20 protein-coding genes are annotated in these 23,346 nt (G+C 57.5%); 14 read left to right on the forward strand and 6 right to left on the reverse strand.

All coding sequences use genetic code 11. From position 1 onward, the window contains the following. Positions 1-210: 210 nt before the first annotated feature. Both ACTG4M_RS13125 and cls read right to left on the reverse strand, forming a co-directional pair. The gene (locus ACTG4M_RS13125; protein ID WP_439124121.1) at positions 211-888 is read right to left on the reverse strand and encodes an endonuclease/exonuclease/phosphatase family protein; all 678 of its coding nucleotides are present in this window, start codon (positions 886-888) and stop codon (positions 211-213) included. After that, entirely contained in the window at positions 888-2,291 is a 1,404-nt protein-coding gene (gene cls, locus ACTG4M_RS13130) for a cardiolipin synthase (RefSeq protein ID WP_439124122.1), read from the reverse strand. Before cls ends, ACTG4M_RS13125 begins: the two co-directional genes overlap by 1 nt. 234 nt (positions 2,292-2,525) lie before the next feature. Between cls and ACTG4M_RS13135 the strand changes: the two genes are divergently transcribed. The 3 genes from ACTG4M_RS13135 to ACTG4M_RS13145 are packed head-to-tail and all read left to right on the forward strand — an operon-like array spanning position 2,526 to position 5,171. After that, positions 2,526-3,740, forward strand: a complete 1,215-nt coding sequence (locus ACTG4M_RS13135; protein WP_439124140.1) for a formate dehydrogenase subunit gamma — start codon at positions 2,526-2,528, stop codon at positions 3,738-3,740. A 49-nt stretch (positions 3,741-3,789) separates the two neighbouring features. After that, complete coding sequence (locus ACTG4M_RS13140) at positions 3,790-5,046, forward strand: c-type cytochrome (protein ID WP_439124123.1); 1,257 nt, start codon at positions 3,790-3,792, stop codon at positions 5,044-5,046. Beyond that, positions 5,043-5,171: a hypothetical protein gene (locus ACTG4M_RS13145; RefSeq protein WP_439124124.1), complete on the forward strand. Its 129-nt coding sequence runs from the start codon at positions 5,043-5,045 to the stop codon at positions 5,169-5,171. The genes ACTG4M_RS13140 and ACTG4M_RS13145 overlap by 4 nt, the downstream gene beginning before the upstream one ends. 4 nt (positions 5,172-5,175) lie before the next feature. Here ACTG4M_RS13145 and ACTG4M_RS13150 read toward each other — a convergent pair whose 3' ends face one another. Together ACTG4M_RS13150 and ACTG4M_RS13155 are read right to left on the reverse strand one after the other, a co-directional pair. Beyond that, positions 5,176-5,979 (reverse strand): aspartate dehydrogenase, encoded by an 804-nt coding sequence (locus tag ACTG4M_RS13150; RefSeq protein WP_439124125.1) that lies wholly within the window; start codon positions 5,977-5,979, stop codon positions 5,176-5,178. After that, a complete protein-coding gene (locus ACTG4M_RS13155) occupies positions 5,976-7,190 on the reverse strand; it encodes a pyridoxal phosphate-dependent aminotransferase (RefSeq protein WP_439124126.1) in 1,215 nt (404 codons plus the stop codon). Before ACTG4M_RS13155 ends, ACTG4M_RS13150 begins: the two co-directional genes overlap by 4 nt. A 112-nt stretch (positions 7,191-7,302) precedes the next feature. Here ACTG4M_RS13155 and xylB point away from each other — a divergent pair, with 112 nt between their 5' ends. From xylB to ACTG4M_RS13195, 8 genes are all read left to right on the forward strand, one after another. Continuing rightward, positions 7,303-8,739: a xylulokinase gene (gene xylB, locus ACTG4M_RS13160; protein ID WP_439124127.1), complete on the forward strand. Its 1,437-nt coding sequence runs from the start codon at positions 7,303-7,305 to the stop codon at positions 8,737-8,739. A 156-nt stretch (positions 8,740-8,895) separates the two neighbouring features. Beyond that, the gene (locus tag ACTG4M_RS13165; RefSeq protein ID WP_439124128.1) at positions 8,896-9,927 is read left to right on the forward strand and encodes a LacI family DNA-binding transcriptional regulator; all 1,032 of its coding nucleotides are present in this window, start codon (positions 8,896-8,898) and stop codon (positions 9,925-9,927) included. Between the two features lie 94 nt (positions 9,928-10,021). Next, a complete protein-coding gene (locus tag ACTG4M_RS13170; RefSeq protein ID WP_439124129.1) occupies positions 10,022-11,326 on the forward strand; it encodes an ABC transporter substrate-binding protein in 1,305 nt (434 codons plus the stop codon). Between the two features lie 133 nt (positions 11,327-11,459). Next, positions 11,460-12,326 carry a carbohydrate ABC transporter permease gene (locus ACTG4M_RS13175; protein WP_439124130.1) on the forward strand — a complete coding sequence of 289 codons (867 nt, stop codon included), beginning with the start codon at positions 11,460-11,462 and terminating at the stop codon, positions 12,324-12,326. Positions 12,327-12,328: 2 nt separating this feature from the next. Continuing rightward, the gene (locus tag ACTG4M_RS13180) at positions 12,329-13,159 is read left to right on the forward strand and encodes a carbohydrate ABC transporter permease (RefSeq protein WP_439124131.1); all 831 of its coding nucleotides are present in this window, start codon (positions 12,329-12,331) and stop codon (positions 13,157-13,159) included. A gap of 24 nt (positions 13,160-13,183) precedes the next feature. Next, complete coding sequence (locus tag ACTG4M_RS13185; RefSeq protein WP_439124132.1) at positions 13,184-14,188, forward strand: ABC transporter ATP-binding protein; 1,005 nt, start codon at positions 13,184-13,186, stop codon at positions 14,186-14,188. Then, positions 14,185-14,958: an L-iditol 2-dehydrogenase gene (locus tag ACTG4M_RS13190; protein WP_439124133.1), complete on the forward strand. Its 774-nt coding sequence runs from the start codon at positions 14,185-14,187 to the stop codon at positions 14,956-14,958. The genes ACTG4M_RS13185 and ACTG4M_RS13190 overlap by 4 nt, the downstream gene beginning before the upstream one ends. Further along, positions 14,946-16,454 carry a mannitol dehydrogenase family protein gene (locus ACTG4M_RS13195; protein WP_439124134.1) on the forward strand — a complete coding sequence of 503 codons (1,509 nt, stop codon included), beginning with the start codon at positions 14,946-14,948 and terminating at the stop codon, positions 16,452-16,454. The genes ACTG4M_RS13190 and ACTG4M_RS13195 overlap by 13 nt, the downstream gene beginning before the upstream one ends. A gap of 43 nt (positions 16,455-16,497) precedes the next feature. Here ACTG4M_RS13195 and ACTG4M_RS13200 read toward each other — a convergent pair whose 3' ends face one another. After that, complete coding sequence (locus ACTG4M_RS13200) at positions 16,498-16,839, reverse strand: zinc ribbon domain-containing protein YjdM (RefSeq protein WP_439124135.1); 342 nt, start codon at positions 16,837-16,839, stop codon at positions 16,498-16,500. Between the two features lie 166 nt (positions 16,840-17,005). On the opposite strand from ACTG4M_RS13200, the gene ACTG4M_RS13205 reads away from it, so the two are divergent. Further along, a complete protein-coding gene (locus tag ACTG4M_RS13205) occupies positions 17,006-17,980 on the forward strand; it encodes a LysR family transcriptional regulator (protein WP_439124136.1) in 975 nt (324 codons plus the stop codon). A gap of 10 nt (positions 17,981-17,990) precedes the next feature. On the opposite strand, the gene ACTG4M_RS13210 is transcribed toward ACTG4M_RS13205, so the two are convergent. Further along, the gene (locus tag ACTG4M_RS13210) at positions 17,991-19,511 is read right to left on the reverse strand and encodes a trimethylamine methyltransferase family protein (RefSeq protein ID WP_439124137.1); all 1,521 of its coding nucleotides are present in this window, start codon (positions 19,509-19,511) and stop codon (positions 17,991-17,993) included. A 188-nt stretch (positions 19,512-19,699) separates the two neighbouring features. Between ACTG4M_RS13210 and ACTG4M_RS13215 the strand changes: the two genes are divergently transcribed. Together ACTG4M_RS13215 and ACTG4M_RS13220 are read left to right on the forward strand one after the other, a co-directional pair. Next, the gene (locus ACTG4M_RS13215) at positions 19,700-22,135 is read left to right on the forward strand and encodes a GcvT family protein (protein ID WP_439124138.1); all 2,436 of its coding nucleotides are present in this window, start codon (positions 19,700-19,702) and stop codon (positions 22,133-22,135) included. A gap of 137 nt (positions 22,136-22,272) precedes the next feature. Continuing rightward, positions 22,273-23,253: a sterol desaturase family protein gene (locus ACTG4M_RS13220; protein WP_439124139.1), complete on the forward strand. Its 981-nt coding sequence runs from the start codon at positions 22,273-22,275 to the stop codon at positions 23,251-23,253. Positions 23,254-23,346 lie beyond the last annotated feature (93 nt).

The following is a 23,346-nucleotide window of genomic DNA, read 5'->3' on the forward strand; positions in this document are numbered from 1 at the left end:
CCTGTACTCTGGGGATGCCAGAGCCTGTTCAGACCGGTCTCTCATGGTCAGCCTTCCGGCATATGAGAGGGTGTCAGATTGTCGTCTACGCGGCATGGGAGTGACCCTTCCCGCTCAAAGCGCTTTGTGTTGGGGAAGGTGCAATGCGACGGTTAACAACCGAGAAATGCGGCGTCCGCTGAGGTAAGCGGATTGGAACAGGCGTACCGCCTAAAGCTCGAGGTCCATCCACACTGGCAGATGGTCTGATGCGCGGCGTGCTTCGCCTTTCTCGAACACCCCTGTCGTGGCAACCCGCAATCCTTTTCCCACCGCGAACCGATCTAGCGGCGCAATCGGCCGCGAAGCATGAAAGCTGCGCCCCGGGCTGATCACATCGAAAGCCTGATCCAGAATGTCAAAACCCACGCGTGGCGACCATTCGTTAAAATCGCCCGCGATCACCGCACGATCAGTGCGGGCTGTGAGCTCGTCCAACAGATGCGCCAATTGCAACTGGCGGCACCCGCGCCGAAGACCCAGATGTGTGCCAATCAAGGTGACTGCTCCTTTCGGACCTGTCAGGTCCGCCATGAGCGCACCGCGCGGTTCTATTCCGGGCAGGCTAAGCCGCTCAGTCGCGCCAGTCTTCCAGCCATCACGCACCAAAAGTGCGTTACCGTGCCAGCCTGAGCTTGGGCCGTTCGTCACGTTCAGCACCCGCAATCCGGTGCGATCGTAAAGCGCGTCATCTGGCAGGACAGCGGGCCGCGCGCCCAGCCGTTTGTCAGCCTCTTGCAACGCCACAACATCGGCGTCCAATTCTTCCAGCACGCGAATGATGCGCAGTGGGTCGCGCCGCCAATCCAGCCCCACCGCCTTTCGTATGTTGTAGCTGGCAATCCGCATTACAGCACAGGTGCAAAAAGACGGGACACACGTGCCACCATGCCAGTCAGGATTGACCTGTCGGCCAGATCAACATCAACGCGGGTCGCATTGCCGAAATCTGTCTCGAGCATGTCTTCGACCGCCTTTGCCGCGCTTTGGCCTTCCATGACCACCGTGATTTCGAAGTTGAGCAAGCCAGAGCGGATATCAAGGTTGATCGACCCAACCGACGCAATGTCATCATCCACCAGTGCCACCTTTTGATGCACGAAGGCCGGATCATACATCCAGACCTCTCCGCCTGCTGAGCGCAAGTCATCGAAATAAGCCATCGCAGCGTAGTAGGTGAGATAATGATCCGCCCGGCTGGGCACCAGAATGCGCACATCGACACCGCGCAAGGCGGCAAAGCGCAACGCCGTTAGGACATCGCGATCTGGTACGAAGTAAGGGGTCGAGATCCAGAGCCGTTCTCGCGCCGCGTGGGCCAGCGCGATAAAGTAGAGGTTGCCAGCCGCAATGTCTTCGGCGGGTGATGGCGCCAAAGCGACGGCATGGAGATTGCCTGCGGGATCAGGGACTGGGGACGCGATTTGACTCAGGTCCTCGCCATCAGCCCACATCCAGTCGGACGAGAAATGCAGCGCCAGCTGCGCCACAATGGGCCCTCTGAATTCGGCAAAGGTATCGCGCCACGGACCAATGGACGGATCACGCCCGACATATGTTTTTGACACATTCAACCCTCCGGTGAAGGCAACGGTGTTGTCGATCACAACCAGTTTTCGGTGATTGCGGTAGTTGAATTGAAACGGCCCCAACAGGCGTTTCGGTCCTTTGGGGCGGGCAAGCCGGACACCTGCAGATTCAAGTTTTTGCTTAAAGTGTTTCGGCAAGCCAAAGAATGGCAATTCATCATGCAAAACCCAGATCGACACACCCGCCTTGGCGCATTCAATCAGGGCATCCCGCAAATCGCGCCCGATATCGTCGTCCTTGATCGTGTAGAATTGCACGAAAATCGTGGATTGCGCCGTCGCAATCGCACGTAGCACCGTGTCGTAGGTCGCTTTGCCATCAATCAGCAGCGACATGTCATTGCCTTTGGTCACCGGAAGTCGCGCAATGCGGGCGAAGGTGTCCAGACGTGTGGGCGCTTCGACAATGCGGTCATCCGACGCCATCTCGAACATGTCTTTGTCAGATTTGCGACGTTCTCGCTCAAACCGCTTATAGTCGGCATGGCCAAAAACCAGGTACATCAATGTACCAAGAACCGGCAAAAGCAGGATCAAGAGAATCCAGGCCGTGGCCCCTTGCGGTGTCCGAGAGGTCAACAAAGCCCGGTACGATGCCACCAGCGCCAGAAGACCGAGACCCGCCGCAATTATGGCATTTGAAACTGTCAGAAATTCAGCCATAGGTCGCGCGGTCCTGTACCTGACTTGCTTCGGAATGACTTGCTGTCAGCAGCATCTTGAGTATCCTTAGAAAGGTATGTGGACGACCCATGTTCAAGGGTCCATATCGTGCCGTAAGTTCTGGTCCAGCGTGACCCAATAAGACCGTATTTCGCAAGGCCGAGCGTTCGTGACGCTCATTAGGGAGGACGCACCACAATGCGTGACATTCGAAAAAATAACCTTGGCTGCATGATGGCTGCTTTGGCTTTCGTGTTTCTGGCATCGTGGCTGGCTCCCAACGTAGCCAACGCGCAAACCGCACAAAGCGTTGCAGAAGCCCCCGAGATCGATCGCTCCGCTACGGGTGGTGCGACGACGCTGGAAGACATCATGCGCCGCCAGCAGGGTCTGGCCGTCGACAATGATTACCGCGCCGACAATGTTGGCAACCCGGATGCAGCGGCAGGGTTAAGCGAACAGCTTGGCACGCTGGGTGGCGCGTCCGACCCCGATCTGTGGCGCGGGATGCGCTTTAACGAGGCCGACATCACCACTCAGGTGCGCGGCCCTGCGGCTGGAGTGCTGATTCAGGACCGCGGCATGTGGTGGTTGCAGTTCCGCGAAGGTCCATTGCTGACCTATGGCGGGTATCTGTTGCTGGGCACATTGGTGGCGCTTGCGCTTTTCTATCTGCTACGCGGTCGCGTGATGATCGACGGCGAAAAGACAGGCCAACGCATTGAACGGTTCAAGAATTTCGAACGGTTTGGGCATTGGTTGCTGGCGGGTTCATTCATCCTTTTGGGGATCACGGGACTTGTGTCACTGATGGGTCGCAAATTCCTGATCCCGGCTTTTGGCCATGAAAGTTATGCGTGGCTCGCGACAGGCTCCAAGTGGGTCCATAACAATGTGTCCTGGGCCTTTATGCTGGCTTTGGTGATGATTTTTGTCATGTGGGTTGTGCATAATTTCCCGGACAAGACCGACATCAAATGGCTGGCCAAAGGTGGCGGATTGTTTGGTGGTGGGCACCCCCCGGCCAAAAAGTTCAACGCGGGTCAAAAGTTGATATTCTGGTCGACAATCGTTCTGGGCGTGTCGATCTCTGTCTCGGGCATTTCGCTGTTGTTCCCGTTTGAACTGCCGCTGTTCGCCAAGACGTTTGCCATTCTCAACACCACAGGCCTTCCGGAGGTGTTCGGCTTTGGTGTCCTGCCAGAAACCATGACTCCGCACGAAGAGATGCAGTATGCGCAACTTTGGCATGCCATCGTCAGCTTTGTGCTGATGGCGATCATCCTCGCACATATCTACATCGGCTCGGTCGGCATGGAAGGTGCGTTCGATGCGATGGGCAATGGCATGGTCGAAGAGCAATGGGCCAAAGAGCACCACAGCCTCTGGGTGGAAGAGGTCAAGGAACGTGAAGGCAAGGCCCCGGGTGGCGCCACCCCTGCCGAGTAAGATGCGCAGGGCTTTGGCCACATCTGCGGTTTTGCTGTGCGCAACAACTGTGACAGCGGACGAGTTCTTTACGCTACAAGGGCATGGCGGCCCCATTATGGGGATCGCCGTGTCCGATGATGATCAGATCGCGACCGTAAGTTTCGACAACGCTGTAGGGCTTTGGTCTGGGGCTGACCCACGTTGGTTTGACGGGCACGAGGCCGCGGTGAACGCTGTGGTGATCGCAGCAGACGGCACGGTCTATTCCGCTGGGGATGACTTCACTCTGCGGGTTTGGTCACCTGACGGGATCGCACAAGCAGTTTGGGAGGGGCACAAGGGCAAGGTTGTGTCGCTGGCCCTGTCACCGGATGGCGGTCTTGTTGCGTCGGCCAGTTGGGATGGCAGCATCGGGCTTTGGCCGATTGACGGCTCTCAGCCGCGTTTCCTGACCGGGCATAGCGGGCCGGTAAACGATGTGGCGTTTACGCAAAAAGACACTGGGCTTTATTCCGCTTCAGCAGATGGCAGCATCCGGCTTTGGGATATCGACAGCACCCACGAAGCGCTACGCGTGACCGAACATGGGTTTGGCGTAAACGAATTGGAATTGAACGAAGCCGCAGGGTGGCTGGCATATGGCGCGGTCGATGGCGGTACACGTGTGCTTGATCTTGCGACCGGCGATACGCTGGCTGATCTGACGCTGGAACGTCGCCCGATCCTATCAATGGCGACGAGCCCCAATGGTGAGCTTTTGGCTGTGGGCGACGGCGAAGGCTATATCATGGTGGTCGATGCCGTGGATTGGAGCATTGCCCGCGATTTCCGCGCCACCGAACGCGGACCCGTTTGGGCGCTGGCGTTTTCGCGCGATGGCGGCAATATTCATGCAGGTGGCTTAGACCCCCGCATGTATTCCTGGCCCATTGCAGCGATGGGTGACGCTGATCCGATGGCCACCGGGTCGCCCAGTTTCCTTAAGGATGCCGACACGATGCCCAATGGGGAACGGCAATTCATGCGCAAGTGTTCGATTTGCCATACACTGACACCGGGAAGCGCGCGGCGCGCCGGGCCCAGCCTGTATAATCTCTTTGGCAGGAAGGCCGGGACGGTCGAAGATTACACTTACTCAGATGCCCTTGATGGGTCGCCCATCATTTGGGACGAAGACACAATTGATGCTCTTTTCGATGTCGGCCCAGAGCATTATGTACCCGGAACCAAGATGCCGATGCAGCGGATCACGGGCGCGCAGGATCGCGCCGACCTCGTGACCTATCTGCGTCGGGAAACCGCGCCTAAGGAGAGTTCGCAGTGAAAGCCATGCTATTTGGATTCGTCGCCATCGCCGTGATCGCCGTCGGCGCAGATTTCACCCTCGACCAGATGGGGTGGAGCGCCGAAGATCAGGGCGCTTCGCCTTCATCGGTCCGGTTGGACTAGGCCGTCAGGTACCGACCTGAAGCACCGATGTCTTTTCGCGCAAAAGCGCAATCACGCTAAGTGCCGTGATCTTGCCGGTTGCGGGGTTTTCCTCGGACGGGCGGTTCTGGATCGTCATTTCGAAATCAGACGAGTCCGAGACCACACGCACGGTGTGTTTGTTTTTATCAAGCGCCGGGTCTGCCCAAACCTCCATCCGGGTCTTTTCAGGGCCAAAGCCCGCAAGGCTGACCGCCACCGCCACGTTGACGTTGGCCGGAAACACCTTGGCGACATCAGTGACCGCGCCGCCCAGCACCAACAGCGGTTCGGACAGGTTGCTGAGATCGATGTTGTTGTCGATGACGTAAGGTGCCTTGGCAAGACCCGCGACAGGCTTGCGGGTTTCGATCACCACCGATTTCAATTCTCCAACGGCCGCGCCCTTGATCGCATCAAGCCCCAGCATTGCCCCCGATGGAATGACGATCCTGGCCCCCGTTTTTCCGGCCAGATCGAATAGCGCGTCCTGATCCAAAAGCTGGCTTGCCGACAGGACAACCAATTCCTTACCCGCCTGAACAACCGGCATTGCAAGGTCCATGAACAGCTGCGGTGGCAGGGTCTCGATAATGACATCGCAATGGCCCGCGATCTCGTGCAGCTCGTAGACCGGCGCTGGTTTTGACAGGGTCGCGTTCGCTTCTGCCGCGCGGTCGGCGTTGCGGGCGCTGATTCCCGCCAGTTCGCAACCTGGGATACCGCCCCGGTCCAGTTCTTGCGCAACCCGAAGGCCGATTGCGCCCATGCCTGCGATGCCGATTTTCATGCGCGGTACCTTTCCACCATTTCGACAATCCGGTGCGCAGCTGCCACGGATGCCTTGTGATCCTGCGAGAAATTCAACCGCACGCTGTTGGCGGTATGCGGTGCGAATTCCGATCCCGGCGTGACGGTGACCCCCGCTTGCAGGCGCAGCAAGCGCGCAAAGTCTTCGGGTGACACGACCAGTTCTGGCAATTCAGGGAACAGGTAGCTGCCCGCTTGTGGACAAGCAGTTGGGAACCCTGCTGCGCGGAAGATCGCAAGCAGATCGTCGCGGATTGCTTCGTGTTGTGCGATGCGGTCAGTCAGCCAGCCGTCGGGTTCGTTGAACCACGTTTTGAGCGCGGCTTGGGAATACCCCGCAGCGCGAAGGGACACGATCGCTTGCAGCTTTTCCATTCGTTCGATCAGCGCGGCAGACCCAAACGCCACGCCAAGGCGAAAACCACTGAGCGATTCCGTTTTGGACGGGCCCATGATCGTGATCAGGTTCTTTGGGCGCTCTGCACAGGCACGCATGTGGGTGTAAGCCTCACCACTATAGAGCAGGCGTGAGTAGAGCTGATCGACAATGACGGTCACATCATACTGTGCCGCAAGACGGGCAATTTCAGTGATCGCATCATCTTGGGTAACGACCCCGGTGGGGTTGTTTGGAGTTGAGAATACCAGCACCTCGGCCCCGGCCTTGAACGCCGCTTCGAGCTGGCCAAGATCCGGTCCGCGTTGTGGGGCGTCTTCATGGTAATGCAGGGCGACGGGCAAGATGTCTCCGCCGAAAAACGCGACCAGTTTGCGGTTGGCAAAGTAGTCCGGCTCCATGATCGCGACCTTTGTGCCGCGATCGACCACTGCGCCAAGTGCGAGGAACAATGCACCTTGGGTGCCGGGTGTGATGATCAGCTCGTCTACCGGATCGACAGGTGCGCCTGTGAACGCGGCAAGGTTGGCCGCCACATCATTTCGGATGGCCGCCGCGCCGCGATATTCGGTGTAGGCTTGTGACGCGCCCTCATCAAAACCGTCTTCCCATGCGTCGCGCGCACCGGGGGTGGGTTCGAACGCATCGACATCACCATGCGAGAAATCGACCGGGGCACCGGGCAGGATGTCACCGCGCATCACCGATTTCAGATCATCAGCGCTTTGGCGCACCTCTTGTCCCGGTGCGTTGTCCGCGCCGAGCCGTGCAAATTTCGCATCAAGATTGCTCATTTCCCGCTCCCCTCTGGTTCGGTCCTGTTTAGCCCGGCTTTTTGGGCTGCGCCAGTTCCACAGAGCGATCGGCTGTCTTGCGTCGCTGTTAGCGCTGACGTAAAGCTGCGCTATGTATTTGGGCATCGACATAGGCACATCTGCGGTCAAGGTTATTTGCACCGACGGCACAGAGATATTCGCGTCGGCCACCGCCGATCTGACGGTTCAATCACGGCATTCGGGCTGGTCCGAGCAAGACCCCCAAGCGTGGTGGGCGGCGACCTGCGCGGCGTTGGCCGAGATCGACGAAACGCGGTCATTGTCTGATGTCACAGCCATTGGCCTGTCGGGCCAGATGCACGGTGCAGTTCTTTTGGACGCACAACGCGACCTGCTCCGCCCGGCGATTCTTTGGAATGACAGTCGGTCGACGAAAGATTGTGCGCGCTTGCAAGAAGCGCTGCCGGAGATCGGGACCATATCGGGCGTACTGCCCCTGCCCGGCTTTACTGCACCCAAGCTGATGTGGGTCGCGCGACAAGAGCCGGAGGTGCACGGGCGCATTGCGACTGTGTTGTTGCCCAAGGACTATATCGGCCTGTGTCTGCACGGCGAGATTGCCACGGACCGGTCGGATGCAGCGGGCACCTTGTGGCTGGATCAAGCCACACGCGATTGGAGCAGTATGGTTGCCGCGGCCAGCGCAACGGATATCAGCTGGTTGCCGCGCCTTGCCGATGGGCATGAGGTGGTTGGTCAAGTAACTGCTGCTGCCGCTGCCAAGACAGGATTGACGGCGGGCATCCCGGTGGTGGCCGGAGGTGGCGATGCAGCGACGGGGGCTGTGTCGCTGGGCGCGACGGAATCAGGGCGCGGATTTATCTCGCTTGGCACATCGGGACAGCTATTCGTTGCAGGCGATGCGTATCATCCAAACCCGGCCAAATTTGTGCACGCCTTTGCGCACACGGTCCCAGATCGGTGGTACCAGATGGCGGCGATGCTGAATGGCGCGAGGCCTATTGCGTGGCTGGCCGGGCAGTTAGGGATCAGCGCGGGCGAAGTTGTTGATTTGGCCGAAGCGGCCGACGCGACTCGCGTACCAACATTCCTGCCGTATCTCACCGGCGAACGCAGCCCGCATGGTGACCCGCATATCCGTGCGGGGTTCTTTGGGCTTGAGGACAGCACAGACCGTGCCGCCCTGTGCCGTGCGGTGGTCGAAGCTGTGGCGTTTACCTTTGCCGATGCGGTGGACAGTTTTGGCGACACAATCACCGGCCTGCCGTATCTGGCCGCGATTGGCGGCGGCAGCAAGTCGCCGTTCCTACTACAACTGATTGCGAATGTGACCGGACAACGGATTGGCCGGACTGCTGGCTCAGATGCTGGCCCCGCGATGGGGGCGGCACGACTGGCAGCTTGTGGTGTTGGCGCAATGCCCCTTGCGGATCTGGGACAACAGCCAGTGATCGCAGATTGGTTTGATCCTGCAAAGACGGCAGGACTGAATGATCGCCTGAGCCGTTACCGCGCGCTTTATACCGCGTTGAAGACGTTAGACTGACCACCCCGACATGTTGACACCAATGGATGCTGCCTTGAGCGGCACCCTTTTGTTTCTTTACAGGAATATTTACGAGAAATGTTGATTTTTTGCGCGCGATAAGAAACTGTAAAGGTACGCCAATTTGAGATTGGCGCACGTCACGGGGAACTTGCCATGTCTCAGTCCAGTATCAAGAACATGGAAGAGTTTGCCGCGATCAGCGGGATTTCCCGACCAACCGTGTCAAAGTATTTTCACGACCCCAATAGCGTGCGCAAATCAACCCGGCTTCGGATTGAAAGCGCTCTCGAGAAATACGACTACCGACCCAACATCTATGCGATGAACCAAAACAGGAAGCTGACCAAGAATATTGGCATTGTGGTGCCGTATCTGGCCGACCCGTTCTTTGCCGAGATCGTTCGTGTGATCGAAGGCCGCTGTATAGAAGCCGGGTTTACCCCGTCGCTGTTCAGCGCCCATGGCGATCAGGCACATGAGAATGAAATCCTTGACAGTTTGCGATCGATGAAACCAGCCGGCGTGCTGTTGGCGCCGCTTGGGCGGCAATCCGACAAATCCGCGATTGAGGTGTTCTGCAAGAACGTGCCGACGGTTCTGTTCGACAGCAATATCGACGGCATGGGTGAAGCGTTTATCGGATCTGACAACCACAGCTTTGTGTCGCAGACCGTAGAATACCTGAACCGAACCGGGGAAACGCCCTGTTTTTTCGAGATGAGCACACCCGCCAACCCGAACGCCAACAAGCGTCGCATTGCCTATCTGTCGATGATGGACCGGCTGGGATTGGAGCCGCATGTCGTCAAGGTTGATGGCACCGGGTGGGGGTTCGAGGAAATCGGGCGTCAGGGCGGATTGAAAGTACTGGCCGAGAAAAGTTTACCGACCAACACGGTGCTTTGCAGCAATGACCGGCTGGCCATCGGGTTTTTGTCGGCCTGTTATGAAAGCGGTGTAAAAGTTGGTCGTGGAGCAGACTGCCAGCTGCGAGTGGCGTCGCATGACGACCACCCGTTTTCCCGATTCACCTGCCCGTCCTTGACCACGGCAGCCCATGATTACAACGCGGTATCCGATCATGCGGTAGACACGTTGTTCCGGCTGATTGAAAGCGGTGGGCATCTTGAGAGCCGGACAGAGAGCCTGTTCCCTGCGCGGCTGATCATGCGGGACTCGGCCTAGCAGAAGTTTACGCGAGTAAAATTTTTGTTGACGCGGGTAAACGATGTGTTGTTGAGTGCCCCTCAAGGTAATCTTAAGATCAGGGAGGATTCGGATGCACCTTAGTAACGCACTTCGTGCGGCGACAGCGTTGTCGCTTATCATGGTTGGGGCCGCACAGGCAGAAACCATCACCATCGCAACAGTCAACAACGGCGACATGATCCGCATGCAGGGTTACACCGACGACTTCACGGCCAAGACCGGCCACGAAGTCGAGTGGGTAACACTTGAGGAAAACGTGCTGCGTCAACGTGTGACCACGGACATCACCACCAAGGGTGGTCAGTTCGACATCATGACAATCGGCATGTACGAAACTCCGATCTGGGGTGCCAACGACTGGCTCGTGCCGCTGGACGATCTGTCAGCTGAGTACGATGTGGACGATATCCTGCCCGCAATGCGCAACGGCTTGTCCCATGACGGCACGCTGTACGCGGCACCGTTCTATGGTGAATCCTCGATGGTCATGTATCGCACAGACCTGATGGAAGCAGCTGGTCTGGAAATGCCGACCGCGCCGACATGGCAGTTCATCCGCGAAGCGGCGGCTGCAATGGACAACCCTGCCGAAGACATCAACGGTATCTGCCTGCGCGGCAAAGCCGGTTGGGGTGAGGGCGGTGCCTTCATCACCGTTACAGGCAACTCCTTTGGCGCACGCTGGTTTGACGAAGACTGGAACGCTCAGTTCGATCAGCCTGAGTGGAAAGCCGCTCTGGATTTCTACGTCAGCCTGATGAACGACTACGGCCCCGAGGGCTACGCGACAAACGGCTTTAACGAGAACCTGTCGCTGTTCAACCAAGGCAAGTGCGGCATGTGGATTGACGCGACTGTTGCGGCATCCTTCGTCACAGGCGACGACTCCACTGTTGCAGACCATGTTGGCTTCGCACTGGCACCGAACGCAGAAGGCGTCGAAAAACGCGCCAACTGGCTTTGGGCTTGGGCCCTTGCCATCCCGGCAGGTACTCAGAAAGAAGCTGCTGCAAAAGAGTTCATCGAGTGGGCTACATCCAAGGACTATATCGAACTGGTTGCAGCCAACGAAGGTTGGGCAAACGTTCCTCCGGGTGCGCGGACATCGCTCTACGAAACACCTGAGTATCAGGAAGTTCCGTTCGCACAGATGACGCTCGACTCGATCAACGCGGCTGACCCGACCAACCCGACTGTAAAGCCGGTGCCTTACGTCGGTATCCAGTTCGTGGCGATCCCCGAATTCGCTGGTATGGCAACTGAAGTCAGCCAGGAATTCTCTGCAGCCTATGCTGGTCAGCAGACTGTCGACGAAGCCCTGGCGAAAGCTCAGGCAATCACAAACGAGACAATGGAAGCCGCTGGCTACCGCTAAGTCTTGGCTTTATCAGACCAGAGGGCGGCGCGATTGCCGCCCTCTAACCCTAAAACCTACCCCCAAACCAGCAAGATGCCGTATTGTGACACCGCTGAAACCAGCAGTCTGTCAACGGAGGAGATGACCCCAAATGGCAACAAAGGCTTCCCGATCTGCGGCCCGACTGATGATGGCCCCGGCAGTTGTTCTGCTTCTGGGCTGGATGCTGGTCCCGCTGATCATGACATTGTGGTTCTCTTTCCGCAAATACCTACCCCTACGTGGGGGTGACTTGGGCTGGACAGGTTTTGACAACTACGTTCGCTTTGTCACCTCAAGCGCGTTCTGGCCCGCGGTTCAAACGACGCTCATCATTGTGCTTGGTGTACTCATTATCACGGTGGGCCTTGGTATTCTGCTGGCGATCCTTCTTGATCAGCCGATGTGGGGCCAAGGCGTTGTCCGTATCCTTGTCATCGCACCCTTCTTTGTCATGCCGACCGTGTCGGCCCTTGTGTGGAAGAACATGTTCATGGATCCGGTGAACGGTTTGTTCGCCCATCTGTGGCGCTTTTTTGGGGCTGAACCCGTGAGTTGGCTGTCGGACGCCGCGATGCCCTCGATCATCATGATTGTAAGCTGGCAGTGGCTGCCCTTTGCGACGCTGATCCTTCTGACCGCGATCCAGTCGCTGGACAGTGAACAGTTGGAGGCTGCCGAAATGGACGGCGCGCCGCACCTGAAACGGTTCTTTTATATTGTCCTGCCACACCTGAGCCGGGCAATCACCATCGTGATCCTCATTCAGACGATCTTCCTGCTTGCCGTTTTCGCCGAGATCTTCGTGACCACGGGCGGCGCGTTTGGAACCCGCACCCTGTCTTACCTGATTTTCCAGCGCGTGCTTGAAAGTCAGAACGTCGGACTTGGCTCAGCCGGTGGTGTCTACGCCATCATCCTCGCAAACATCGTCGCGATCTTCCTGATGCGGATCGTCGGCAAGAACCTGGACAACTGATCATGGCCCGCGCTGTTACACCCCGCCGCAAACTGATCAACACCGGCCTTGCCTGGGCGATTGGATTGCTGATCTTCTTCCCGATCCTCTGGACGATCCTCACCAGCTTCAAATCCGAAGCACAGGCGATTGCCAGCCCACCGATCTTCCTTGGCTTTGACTGGACGCTGGAAAACTATGGCGTCGTGATGGAGCGGTCGAACTATGCTCGCTTCCTCTGGAATTCGATCCTGATCGCGGGTGGATCGACCATTCTTGGTCTCATCGTTGCGGTCCCTGCAGCCTGGTCGATGGCCTTTGTGCCATCACGCCGGACCAAGGACATCCTTCTGTGGATGCTGTCGACAAAGATGCTTCCAGCGGTTGGTGTTCTTTACCCGATCTACCTGCTGTTCATCGAACTTGGCTTGCTGGACAGTCGCGCCGGTCTGGTCATCGTGATGATGCTGATCAACCTGCCGATCATCGTTTGGATGCTTTATACCTACTTCCGCGAAATCCCGGTCGAGATCCTTGAGGCCGCTCGGATGGATGGGGCAACGCTCAAGGAAGAGGTGCTTTACATCCTCACGCCGATGGCAATTCCCGGCATCGCATCGACCATGCTGTTGAATTTCATCCTTGCCTGGAACGAAGCGTTCTGGACGCTGAACCTGACAGCCGTCAACGCGGCGCCATTGACCGCGTTCATCGCCAGCTATTCGTCGCCAGAAGGACTGTTCTTTGCGAAACTCAGCGCGGCCTCGACCATGGCCATTGCGCCGATCCTCATCCTTGGCTGGTTCAGCCAGAAACAACTTGTCCGCGGCCTGACTTTCGGCGCGGTGAAATAAGACCTGACATAAGGAACCTGACCAATGGGACAAATTCAACTCAAACAGGTCACCAAGAGCTTTGGCGACGTGCAGGTCATCCCGCCCTTGGACCTGACCATTGAAGACGGCGAATTCACCGTCTTCGTCGGCCCCTCGGGCTGCGGGAAATCCACCCTTCTGCGACTGATCGCAGGACTGGAAGACATCACCACCGGCCATATCGAGATTGACGGCAAAGACGCCACGGACCTCGTGCCCGCGAAACGCGGTCTGGCGATGGTGTTTCAATCCTACGCGCTCTACCCGCATATGTCTGTGCGCAAGAACATCGCCTTTCCGTTGAAGATGGCAAAGATGGATCCGGCCGAAATCGATCGGCGCATCGAAGCGGCCGCCTCGGTTTTGAACCTGACCGACTATATCGACCGCCGCCCAGGGCAGCTTTCGGGTGGTCAGCGTCAGCGTGTGGCCATCGGACGTGCCATTGTGCGTGAACCGTCCGCATTCCTTTTCGACGAACCGCTGTCGAACCTCGATGCGGCGTTGCGCGTTGGCATGCGTCTGGAAATCAGCGAACTGCACGAGCGCCTCAAGACAACGATGATTTATGTGACCCACGATCAGGTCGAAGCCATGACCATGGCGGACAAGATCGTCGTGCTGCGCGCCGGCCATATCGAGCAGGTCGGATCGCCGCTGGAACTGTATCATACGCCGCGCAACGAGTTTGTGGCGGGTTTCATCGGCTCTCCGAAAATGAACATTTTCGGGGGTGCAGAGGCGCAGAAATACGGTGGCGTCAAAGCCGGGATACGCCCGGAACATATCGACGTTTCGATGACAGACGGCACTTGGAAGGGTAAGGTCGGCGTGGCCGAGCATCTTGGCTCTGACACCTTTATCCATGTGCATGACACCGGGTTGGCCGACATGGTCACCGTTCGCATCACCGGCGATATCTCGGTCCGGCATGGCGACACGATTTACCTCACGCCACAGCTTGAACAGATGCACAAATTCGACGCGGAAGGTTTGCGGATCGCATGAAACGACTGGACGGAAAAACGGCTCTGATCACAGGGTCAGCGCGTGGTATTGGCCGTGCCTTTGCCGAAGCCTATGTGCGCGAAGGTGCCAAGGTGGCGATTGCCGATATCGACATGGATCGCGCGCAACAGACCGCGTCCGAGATTGGCGTAAATGCCATTGCTGTTGAGATGGATGTGACGGATCAGGCAAGCATTGATGCGGCTGTCGCGACGACAATCGAGCAGCTGGGCCAGATCGACATTCTGATCAACAACGCCGCAATTTTCAGCGCAGCTCCGATCACCGAGATCACCCGTGCGGAATATGCACGGACCTTCGACATTAATGTCGCCGGAACACTGTTTACCCTGCAGGCGGTCGCCAAGCACATGATCGATAATGACATCAAGGGGCGCATCATCAACATGGCCAGCCAGGCCGGACGGCGTGGCGAACCGCTTGTCGCAGTCTACTGCGCAACCAAGGCCGCCATCATCAGCCTGACTCAGTCAGCAGGATTGAACCTGATCGAGCACGGGATCAACGTGAACGCGATTGCGCCTGGCGTGGTTGACGGAGAGCATTGGGACGGTGTCGATGCATTCTTTGCGAAATACGAAAACAAGGCCCCTGGCCAGAAAAAGCACGAAGTCGGAGAGGCGGTTCCCTATGGCCGTATGGGACGCGCTGAAGACCTGACCGGTATGGCAGTGTTCCTCGCCAGCGAGGAGGCCAACTATATCGTCGCGCAATGCTATAATGTGGATGGCGGACAATGGATGAGCTGAAACAGGGCACCCGGACCGAGGCGGTGGCGCTGTCGCTTGCCAATCTCGACCGTCTGCCCGCAGAAATCGGTCGTCCGTCCTATGACCGGGCACAGCTTAGCCCTGGCATCGTGCATATCGGTTTAGGCAATTTTCACCGTGGTCATCAGGCGTGGTATCTGCACCGTTTGATGCAGAAGGGGTTGGCGCATGACTGGGCCATTATCGGTGCAGGTGTGCGCGCCGGGGATTCCCGGATGCGCGATCGGCTGCTGGAACAGGATTGCCTGACCACGTTGATCGAACTCGACCCGTCGGGCCGATCCGCCGAAGTGATCGGGTCGATGATTGATTTTGTTCCGGTTGAGGATGGCAACGCGCCGTTGATTGCGGTGATGTCCGACCCAGCCATACGGATCGTTTCTCTAACTGTGACGGAAGGTGGATATTTCCTGAACGCCGTGGGCGCCTTGGATCTGAGCCATCCTGACATTCGACATGACATCGCGCATCCTGACACGCCTTGTACGGCCTTCGGTGCCATCGTCGCGGCATTGCGCAACCGCCGTGCAGCGGGTCATGCGCCCTTTACAGGCCAATCCTGTGACAACCTTCAGGGCAACGGAGACATCCTGCGTCAGACGGTTGTGGGGCTCGCCCGCGCGACTGATCCCGAATTGGCCGATTGGATTCATCTCAATGCGAGCTTTCCGAACTCGATGGTCGATTGTATCGTCCCCGCGACCGGCGACGCTGAACTGGCGCGTGCGCGTGATTTTGGCGTGATCGACGCCGTGCCTGTGACGCATGAGAATTTTCGTCAGTGGGTGATCGAAGACGATTTTTGTACTGGGCGGCCTGTGTGGGAGCAGGTTGGTGCCACGCTGACGCAAGACGTGCACAGCTATGAGGCAATGAAAATTCGGATGCTGAACGCGGGCCATCAGGTGTTGGCCAATGCGGGTGAGATTCTAAGCATTCCGACGATTGCCGCCTGCATGAATGATCCGCAGATCGCCGCGTTTTTCCGTAAGGTACAGACCGATGAAATCACACCGCATGTAGACGCCGTCCCGGGTATGACACCTGCTGCATATCTTGATTTGATTGCGGGTCGCTTTGCCAACCAAGAAATCCACGACACCACGCGGCGCGTGGCGTTTGATGGATCATCGCGGCATAGCGGGTTTGTTTTGCCCATTCTGCGGGACGGCCTTGATGCAGGCAGCGAAATCTCGGGCCTTGCCTTGACCGAGGCTCTTTGGGCGCGGATGTGTTTCGGTACGCGCGAAGATGGCACAGTCATCGAACCGAATGACCCGATCTGGTCCGAGCTTGTCATCGCCGCGCAGGCCGCCAAAGTGTCGCCAAAGACCTGGCTTGAGCAGTCGCAAATCTATGGTGACCTGTCAGCCAACCAACGCTTTGCAGACGCATTTGGCGGATGGTTGTCGCTGATCTGGGCTAAAGGCACACGTGCTGCGCTTAGAGCCTATTTGGATGGTCCGTCGGCGTAATCGAAGAAGGCGAATGGGGCCGCGATTTACATCGTGGTCTCGGTCAGCCCGAAATCTTTTTCACGAATATGGATTTGAGGCCCATTTGCCCAATCCCCGGGATTTTGCAGTCGATGTCGTGATCACCGTCAACCAAGCGAATATTGCGCACTTTGGTTCCGACTTTGACGACCGAAGACGACCCTTTTACCTTGAGATCTTTGATCACGGTGACGGCGTCGCCGTCTTTTAGGACGTTGCCGACGCTGTCGCGCACCTCTGGCTCAGACTCGGACATTGCGCCTGCCACCCATTCGTGGCCGCATTCCGGGCAGGTTAGCAAAGCGTCGACCTGGTAGGTGAAGACCGACGCGCATTCGGGACAGGGGGGCAAGGTATCGTTCATCGCAACGCTATAGCGCCCCTTTGGTCGGTGACGCAAAGCCGAATTTGTCGGGCACTGCAACGTCCTTTGGTCCTGTCGTCATTTATGCGTCGATTTGGATGGTCTTGCGAGGCGGAATAGCCGAAGCTTTGAGCGGGAAATCACGCTGCCGCAGGGCCACAAAAAGATGACAAAACCTTCATCGCGCAAAGGGCTAAGCCTGAACTGGCTTGAGATTTTTCAGGTGTGCGCGCGGCATGGCTCGTTGCGCGAAGCCGCGAAAGAGACCGGGTTGTCGATCAGCACCGTATCACATCATCTGCGCAGTCTTGAGGATCACTTAGGGGTTGAGTTATTCAACCACGCGCGGCGGCCGATGGTTTTGACACCCAAGGGACATGTATTTCTGCGCAATATTGACGTGGCTTTGCAGGCGATCCGCAAGGCGAAGGCCGAAGCGTCCGCGGGTGATCTGGCCGAGGCGCGGTATCTGCGGCTGGGTACGATCGAAGACCTCGACAGCGATGTGACGCCTGATCTTGCCGTGTATTTGTCGCGCAAGATGCCAGATTGCGATTTTCTGTATCACACCGCATCGAGTCACGAGATCATCGAGATGTTGCGCGACAGAGAATTGGATCTGGGTATTGCAACGACCCCGCCAGAGCGTTTGCGCGATCTGCAGGATCAGCCGCTTTTGCGCGATCCGTTTGTTGTCGTGATGCCGGAGACGATCACGCAGCCGGTGCCGGAAATCGTGGCGGGGCACTCGGGTCTGCCGTTCCTGCAATTCTCTAGCGACCTGATCATCGCCGGACAGATCGAAGCACAGCTGCGCCGGGTTGGGGTGGCGTTGCCGCATAAATTTGAATGTGGAAGCAATCAAACCCTGATGGCGATGGTTGCGGCGGGCGCTGGATGGACGATCACCACACCGTTGCTGTTTTCCCGTGCCAAACGGTTTCAGCCCAAGCTGCGGATGCATCCGTTTCCGGGCAAACGGTTTTCGCGGACTTTGTCACTGGTCACGACACCGGATTGTTCGCGTTCGATTCTGGAGATCGTGAACCACAAGATCCGCGAGGCGCTTGAGGTGCAGGTGATCCAACCCTTCGTAGGCAGCACACCGTGGCTTGAGGATCAGTTCCGGCTGATTGAGTAAGTGCAGCAGATCAGCCGTAAAAGATGTTGAACCGTTCTCTGATCGCCCTGTCCTGTTCGGGTGTGAGGTATTCAGGATGGTGCGTTTCCAGAATGTCGCGCGCGCGCGCGTTCGAGATCGCCCATGCGTCTTGCGCCCCATTTTGGGCCCAGGTTCGTGGTTCGTCCCGGTTGGCGAGTGACGGATAGTAATAATCCCTCTCCATCGCTGCCAATGTATGTTGCCCCCCCAGAAAGTGTCCGTCGCCCAGAACGGCATCGACAATCGCGTCGTAGCCCAGTTTTTCGTCTGTCACTTCGATGCCGCGCAATGCGCGGTACGTGTGGGAATGCATTTCGTTGTCGAGAACAAAACCCTCAAAGCTCGCTCCAAGCAAGGACGCGGTCATGCCAGAGCTTTCGTAGATCAAATTGCCCCCTGCCAATGCGGCGGCCAATGAGGTGAGACCTTTTTCCATCCCGTACTGGGCATCGATCGCCTTGGCATCGGTCATCGAACAGGCGACGCCGGAAGGCAGGCCCAGCCAGTTGGACAATTGGGCAGAGGCCGCGTTCAGGACGGCGGTTTCACCGCTGCCACCGGCAAAGGCCCCGGTGCGCAGATCAACGACCAGCGGCCAGTTGGAAAACACCATAGGAAAGCCGGGTTGGATGGCATGCACCATGACAAGACTGGCCAGTGTTTCGGCCAAAGACTGTGCCAGAAACCCGGCAAGCGTTGCCGGCGCCGTGGCCCCGGCCTGTGCGGCGGTGATGCACGACATGGGGATGTTGTGACGGATACATTCGTAAACGACATCGACCGCATCTTCGCCAAAACGCATGGGCGAAATGATCGGGCTGATATGTGCTTTCATGAACGGGCGTTCGGCAAACGCGCCCTGCCCCCCGGCGGCGATGTCCAGCATCTCGACAATCGGTGCAACGTGTTCGGCCAAGGTAAAGGCCGTCGCGGTGGGTTTGGTCGTGTTGCGCAGAAGGGCATAGACGGTGTTCACGTCGAGGTCAAAATTGTCGGGCACATCAGTGGCAATACAGCAGCGGGTGTACCAGCTGACATTGGGCAGCGTGTCTTGCAGGCGTGTGAAGTTGTGTAAATCCTCGAGGGTCGATGGCCGGTATGTGTGGCTGTCCAGATCCAGAGTTTGCACTGCGGCACCGCCGGTTCCAAAATAAACGCGATTGCCTCCGACTTCGATAGAGCGGGTTTCATCGCGCCCATGCAGGACAAAGGTCTTCGCGGCGTGGTCTATGGCCTCTTGAACCAGGGGTTGCGGAAAAAGGATGCGGCCCGCGCCATTGTCCTTGGCACCTGCCGCGAGCAGATCAGCGTGCAGGCGGCTGGGTACCTCACCAAGACCAAGGTTTTCCAAAAGCATCAGAGTCGTCTCAAAGATACTGTTGAGCTCGGCTTCGGTCAGGGGTTTGTAGGCCCCACCGATTTGACCTGGTGGACAGGGGTCCAGCAGCGGCTTGGCCCGACGTTTGGCCATCCGTTCAGCACGTCCCGCCCTTTTTGTTGTTACCGTCACTTGAGGGTCGCCTTCCGCGTAGTGCACATACAAAGATCAGGACTGGATTTTGCGGGTTCGGCAACTGCGGACTGTGATTTCTCAAATCATCAAATGTAGATTCCTATAATTTCGGATTATTTAGAATTCGATTGTCATCACATCGAAAACCGCGCCTCTGTCGGAGGTAAAATCGGCGGAGTTGGATCATGAAATCGCGCACCAAAGTTGTCGTCATCGGCGGAGGGATCGCAGGGTGTTCGACGCTCTATCATCTGACCCAAGAAGGCTGGAGCGATGTGATTCTGATCGAACGGGATGAGCTCACATCCGGCACCACTTGGCATTCGGCCGCGCAGGTCACGAATTTCGGGATGAACCAGACCATGGTGGGTTTGAAGACACATTCCATCCAGCTGTACAAAAAATTGCGCGACGATCCCGAATACCCGGTTGGGTATCACCACGGCGACGGCGGCATCCGATTGGCCAATACCGAAGCGCAGATGCAGGGCTACCGGCATTTTGCGTCGATGGCGCGGGGCATGGGCGTGGAATTCGAGGTGATTGACGCCGATGAATGCGCCCGTCGTCACCCGCTGATTTCCACCGAGAACCTTTTGGGCGGCCTATGGGACGGTGAAGACGGCGACATCGACCCCGCACAACTGTGTCAGGCGTTGGCGTTTCATGCGCGCAAAGCCGGGGCCGAGGTTTACCGCCACACTGCTGTCACAGGGTTGACGCAGCATCGCGATGACACGTGGACGGTCGAGACGGACAAAGGCCGCATTGATGCGGATATCGTGGTGAACGCCTGTGGCTACCGGGTGAACGAAGTCGCCGCGATGATGGGTGTGCACCATCCGGTTGCGTCGATGGAGCACCAATACTTCGTGACCGAGGACATCCCTGCGATTGTCGAGGCGGGACACCGCATGCCCCTGCTTCGTTGTCCGATCTCGGATTACTATTCGCGGCAGGAAAAGAACGGCCTGCTCGTTGGTTTCTATGAACAGGACTGCAAGACGTGGGGAATGGACGGCATCAGTCCATCCTTTGCCAATGACCTGTGCCCAGATGATCTAGACCGTGTGATGGACGTTCTGGAAGGTGCATTTGAACGCATGCCCGCGCTGACTGAGGTTGGGATCAAACGCGTGGTGAACGGGCCGATAACCTACACGATCGACGGGGCACCCTTGGTTGGCCCAATCCCTGGCATGCGCAACGCGTTCTGTATCATCGGTCTGCGTGCCGGTGTCGGCGAAGGCGGCGGACACGGGTGGCTTCTCGCGCAGCAGATCGTCCATGGCGAGGCGTGCTATGACATGTGGTGCATCGATCCGCGCCGCTTTGCCGGACATACTAATGTCGAACTGACATCTCTTAAAGCCATCGAGGACTACCAGAACGAATTCCGCTTTCACTTTCCGCATGAACATCGACCCGCCGGACGCCCTGCCAAAACAACGCCTTTGACGCCGATCCTTGCTGCGGAAGGGGCCGAGTTTACCGTGGTGAACGGCTGGGAACGGGTAGATTACATCAAGCCGACGCCCGACTTTCATCCCACGCTCAGCTTCCACTTCGACGACGCGTTCGATGTGATCGCAGCCGAAATCAAAAACGTGCAAAATAATGCTGGTCTCGCCGAAGTGAACGGTTTCAACAGGATCGAGATCACCGGCGCAGACCGGCATTCGTTTCTGGACCGGATATTCTGCGGCACCGTAGCCAAACGGGACGGTCGCGTCGGGCTTGGCTATATGCTCAACCATCACGGGATGGTCAAAGGCGAAGCCACTGTCGCCAACCTACCTGCGTCGGATCGTGGCCCTACACGCGTTTGGTACGGGTCTGCCGCAGCATCGGAATCCCACGACATGGACTGGCTTAAGGCACATGTTCAGGACGGCGAAGATGTGCAGCTCAAAAGCCTGACCAACGATCAGACAATCCTTGTACTGGCGGGCCCGAAATCCCGACAGGTTCTGCAAGCGGTCAGCCGTGATGATTGGTCAAAAGAGGGGTTCCCGTGGCTGTCTGTTCGTGAATGCTATATCGGGTTTTCCCCAGCCACTGTGATGGGTGTCAGCTTTTCGGGTGAATTGGCCTATGAAATTCACGTACCCAATGCATCCCTCTACGCCGCCTATCTGGCGTTGCGCGAGGCAGGCAAAGCGCATGATATGACGCTCTTTGGGGCACGCGCGGTCGAATCCATGCGGATGGAGAAAGGCTTTTTGCATTGGAAAGCTGATTTGATCACCGAATTCGATCCGTTCGAGACAGCGCTAGACCGTTTTGTGAAAATCGACAAAGGCGAATTCGTTGGGAAAAACGCGCTTGTTCGCAACCAAGCCCGTGGCTTGCGCAAAAAGCTTGTCAGCCTCCAGATCGACGCATCCCATGCACCGGCACATCCCGGCGCATCGCTGATGCACAAAGACCGTGTGGTCGGGACAATCACATCCGGCGATTGGGGGCACCGCATCGGCCGAAACCTTGCCTACGCGTTTGTTGAGCCTGACTTTATGGACGTCGGATCAGCGATGGGTCTGGATTTATGCGGCGACATCGTGACCGCAGAGGTTATCGCGCCATCGCCATATGATCCGACACACGGCAAGATGCGGGCGTAAGGTGCCGGAAAAACCGGCCATGCATAGATGTGGATTGTCCGCCCGCATGAATCCCTCCCACACCAATCAGAGTTTTGTTTCCACGTAACGGAACCTTTGGCACACTGAGACTGTCACTACTCACAAAGGCGCTCCGCATGTCCGATGCTCCGCTTAAAGGCTGGAACCACGTCCCCGATGTTCCTTTGCAGGTCTCGCCGTTCTTCACATGGCCCCTGCGTCCAATGGAGATGCTGAAATGGGTCTGGAATTCCTGGTTTCTGATCACCGAAAAGCTGATCATTGTCGGGATCGCATTTGCGTCGTTCTATTGGTTCCAGCCCCCGTTGGAGGAGACCAAGGCCTTTGCCTTTGGCTGGATCGCCGAGATGTACGTTCGTAACCTGATCCTGATGACCGCGGTGGCCGGCGGGTTGCACCTGTATTTCTATACGTTCACCAAACAGGGTCAGACGCTCAAATACGATCCACGTCCGTTGATGAAGAATGGCAAGCAATTCACGCTGGGGGGCCAAATTCGCGACAACATGTTCTGGACTTTGGCCGGCGGCGTCACGATCTGGACAGGCTACGAGGTGCTGATGTTCTGGGCCTTGGCCAACGGGTACGCGCCGATGCTGACATGGGCCGCGCATCCAGTTTGGTTTGTTGCGCTGTTCCTGCTGATCCCAATCTGGGAAAGCTTCTATTTCTACTGGATCCACCGATTTCTGCACGTGCCGTTCCTCTACAAACACGTGCATTCCCTGCATCACCGCAACATAAATGTTGGACCGTGGTCAGGGCTGTCGATGCACCCGGTCGAACACCTCATTTTCCTTGGTTCCGTCTTGATCCATTGGATCGTCGCGGCACACCCGGTCCACATTCTGTTCCACCTACAATACTACGCGCTGACGGCGGCCACCACGCATACCGGGTTCGAAGGGTTGGTGGTGAAGGACGAAAACCGCCTCAAGCTAGGCACTTTCCACCACCAAATGCATCATCGGTATTTCGAATGTAATTACGGATCGCTTGAAATCCCTTGGGACAAACTCTTCGGCTCATTCCACGATGGCACAGCCGCTGCAAATGAACGGATAAAAGACCGTCGCAAGCGCATCATGGGGAGCTAAGGTAAAGTCGATGCAGGCTGACCTGCCCCCCGAAACTTCCCTCAGTTTAATGTAGAGTTTGCTCAACCTTTGAAGGAGCAAACAAATGCGACA

It is taken from the genome of Marivita sp. (assembly GCF_965656765.1).
Lineage (GTDB): Bacteria > Pseudomonadota > Alphaproteobacteria > Rhodobacterales > Rhodobacteraceae > Marivita.

Bases quoted from the DNA above. Each gene is read 5' to 3' on its own strand.
- ACTG4M_RS13180 (WP_439124131.1), top strand. From the start codon at position 12,329: ATGGCCCGCGCTGTTACACCCCGCCGCAAACTGATCAACACCGGCCTT.
- xylB (WP_439124127.1), top strand. From the start codon at position 7,303: ATGTATTTGGGCATCGACATAGGCACATCTGCGGTCAAGGTTATTTGC.
- ACTG4M_RS13185 (WP_439124132.1), top strand. From the start codon at position 13,184: ATGGGACAAATTCAACTCAAACAGGTCACCAAGAGCTTTGGCGACGTG.
- ACTG4M_RS13200 (WP_439124135.1), bottom strand. From the start codon at position 16,839: ATGAACGATACCTTGCCCCCCTGTCCCGAATGCGCGTCGGTCTTCACC.
- ACTG4M_RS13165 (WP_439124128.1), top strand. From the start codon at position 8,896: ATGTCTCAGTCCAGTATCAAGAACATGGAAGAGTTTGCCGCGATCAGC.
- ACTG4M_RS13155 (WP_439124126.1), bottom strand. From the start codon at position 7,190: ATGAGCAATCTTGATGCGAAATTTGCACGGCTCGGCGCGGACAACGCA.
- ACTG4M_RS13150 (WP_439124125.1), bottom strand. From the start codon at position 5,979: ATGAAAATCGGCATCGCAGGCATGGGCGCAATCGGCCTTCGGGTTGCG.
- ACTG4M_RS13195 (WP_439124134.1), top strand. From the start codon at position 14,946: ATGGATGAGCTGAAACAGGGCACCCGGACCGAGGCGGTGGCGCTGTCG.
- ACTG4M_RS13205 (WP_439124136.1), top strand. From the start codon at position 17,006: ATGACAAAACCTTCATCGCGCAAAGGGCTAAGCCTGAACTGGCTTGAG.
- ACTG4M_RS13215 (WP_439124138.1), top strand. From the start codon at position 19,700: ATGAAATCGCGCACCAAAGTTGTCGTCATCGGCGGAGGGATCGCAGGG.
- ACTG4M_RS13135 (WP_439124140.1), top strand. From the start codon at position 2,526: ATGGCTGCTTTGGCTTTCGTGTTTCTGGCATCGTGGCTGGCTCCCAAC.
- ACTG4M_RS13170 (WP_439124129.1), top strand. From the start codon at position 10,022: ATGCACCTTAGTAACGCACTTCGTGCGGCGACAGCGTTGTCGCTTATC.
- ACTG4M_RS13190 (WP_439124133.1), top strand. From the start codon at position 14,185: ATGAAACGACTGGACGGAAAAACGGCTCTGATCACAGGGTCAGCGCGT.
- cls (WP_439124122.1), bottom strand. From the start codon at position 2,291: ATGGCTGAATTTCTGACAGTTTCAAATGCCATAATTGCGGCGGGTCTC.
- ACTG4M_RS13220 (WP_439124139.1), top strand. From the start codon at position 22,273: ATGTCCGATGCTCCGCTTAAAGGCTGGAACCACGTCCCCGATGTTCCT.
- ACTG4M_RS13175 (WP_439124130.1), top strand. From the start codon at position 11,460: ATGGCAACAAAGGCTTCCCGATCTGCGGCCCGACTGATGATGGCCCCG.
- ACTG4M_RS13125 (WP_439124121.1), bottom strand. From the start codon at position 888: ATGCGGATTGCCAGCTACAACATACGAAAGGCGGTGGGGCTGGATTGG.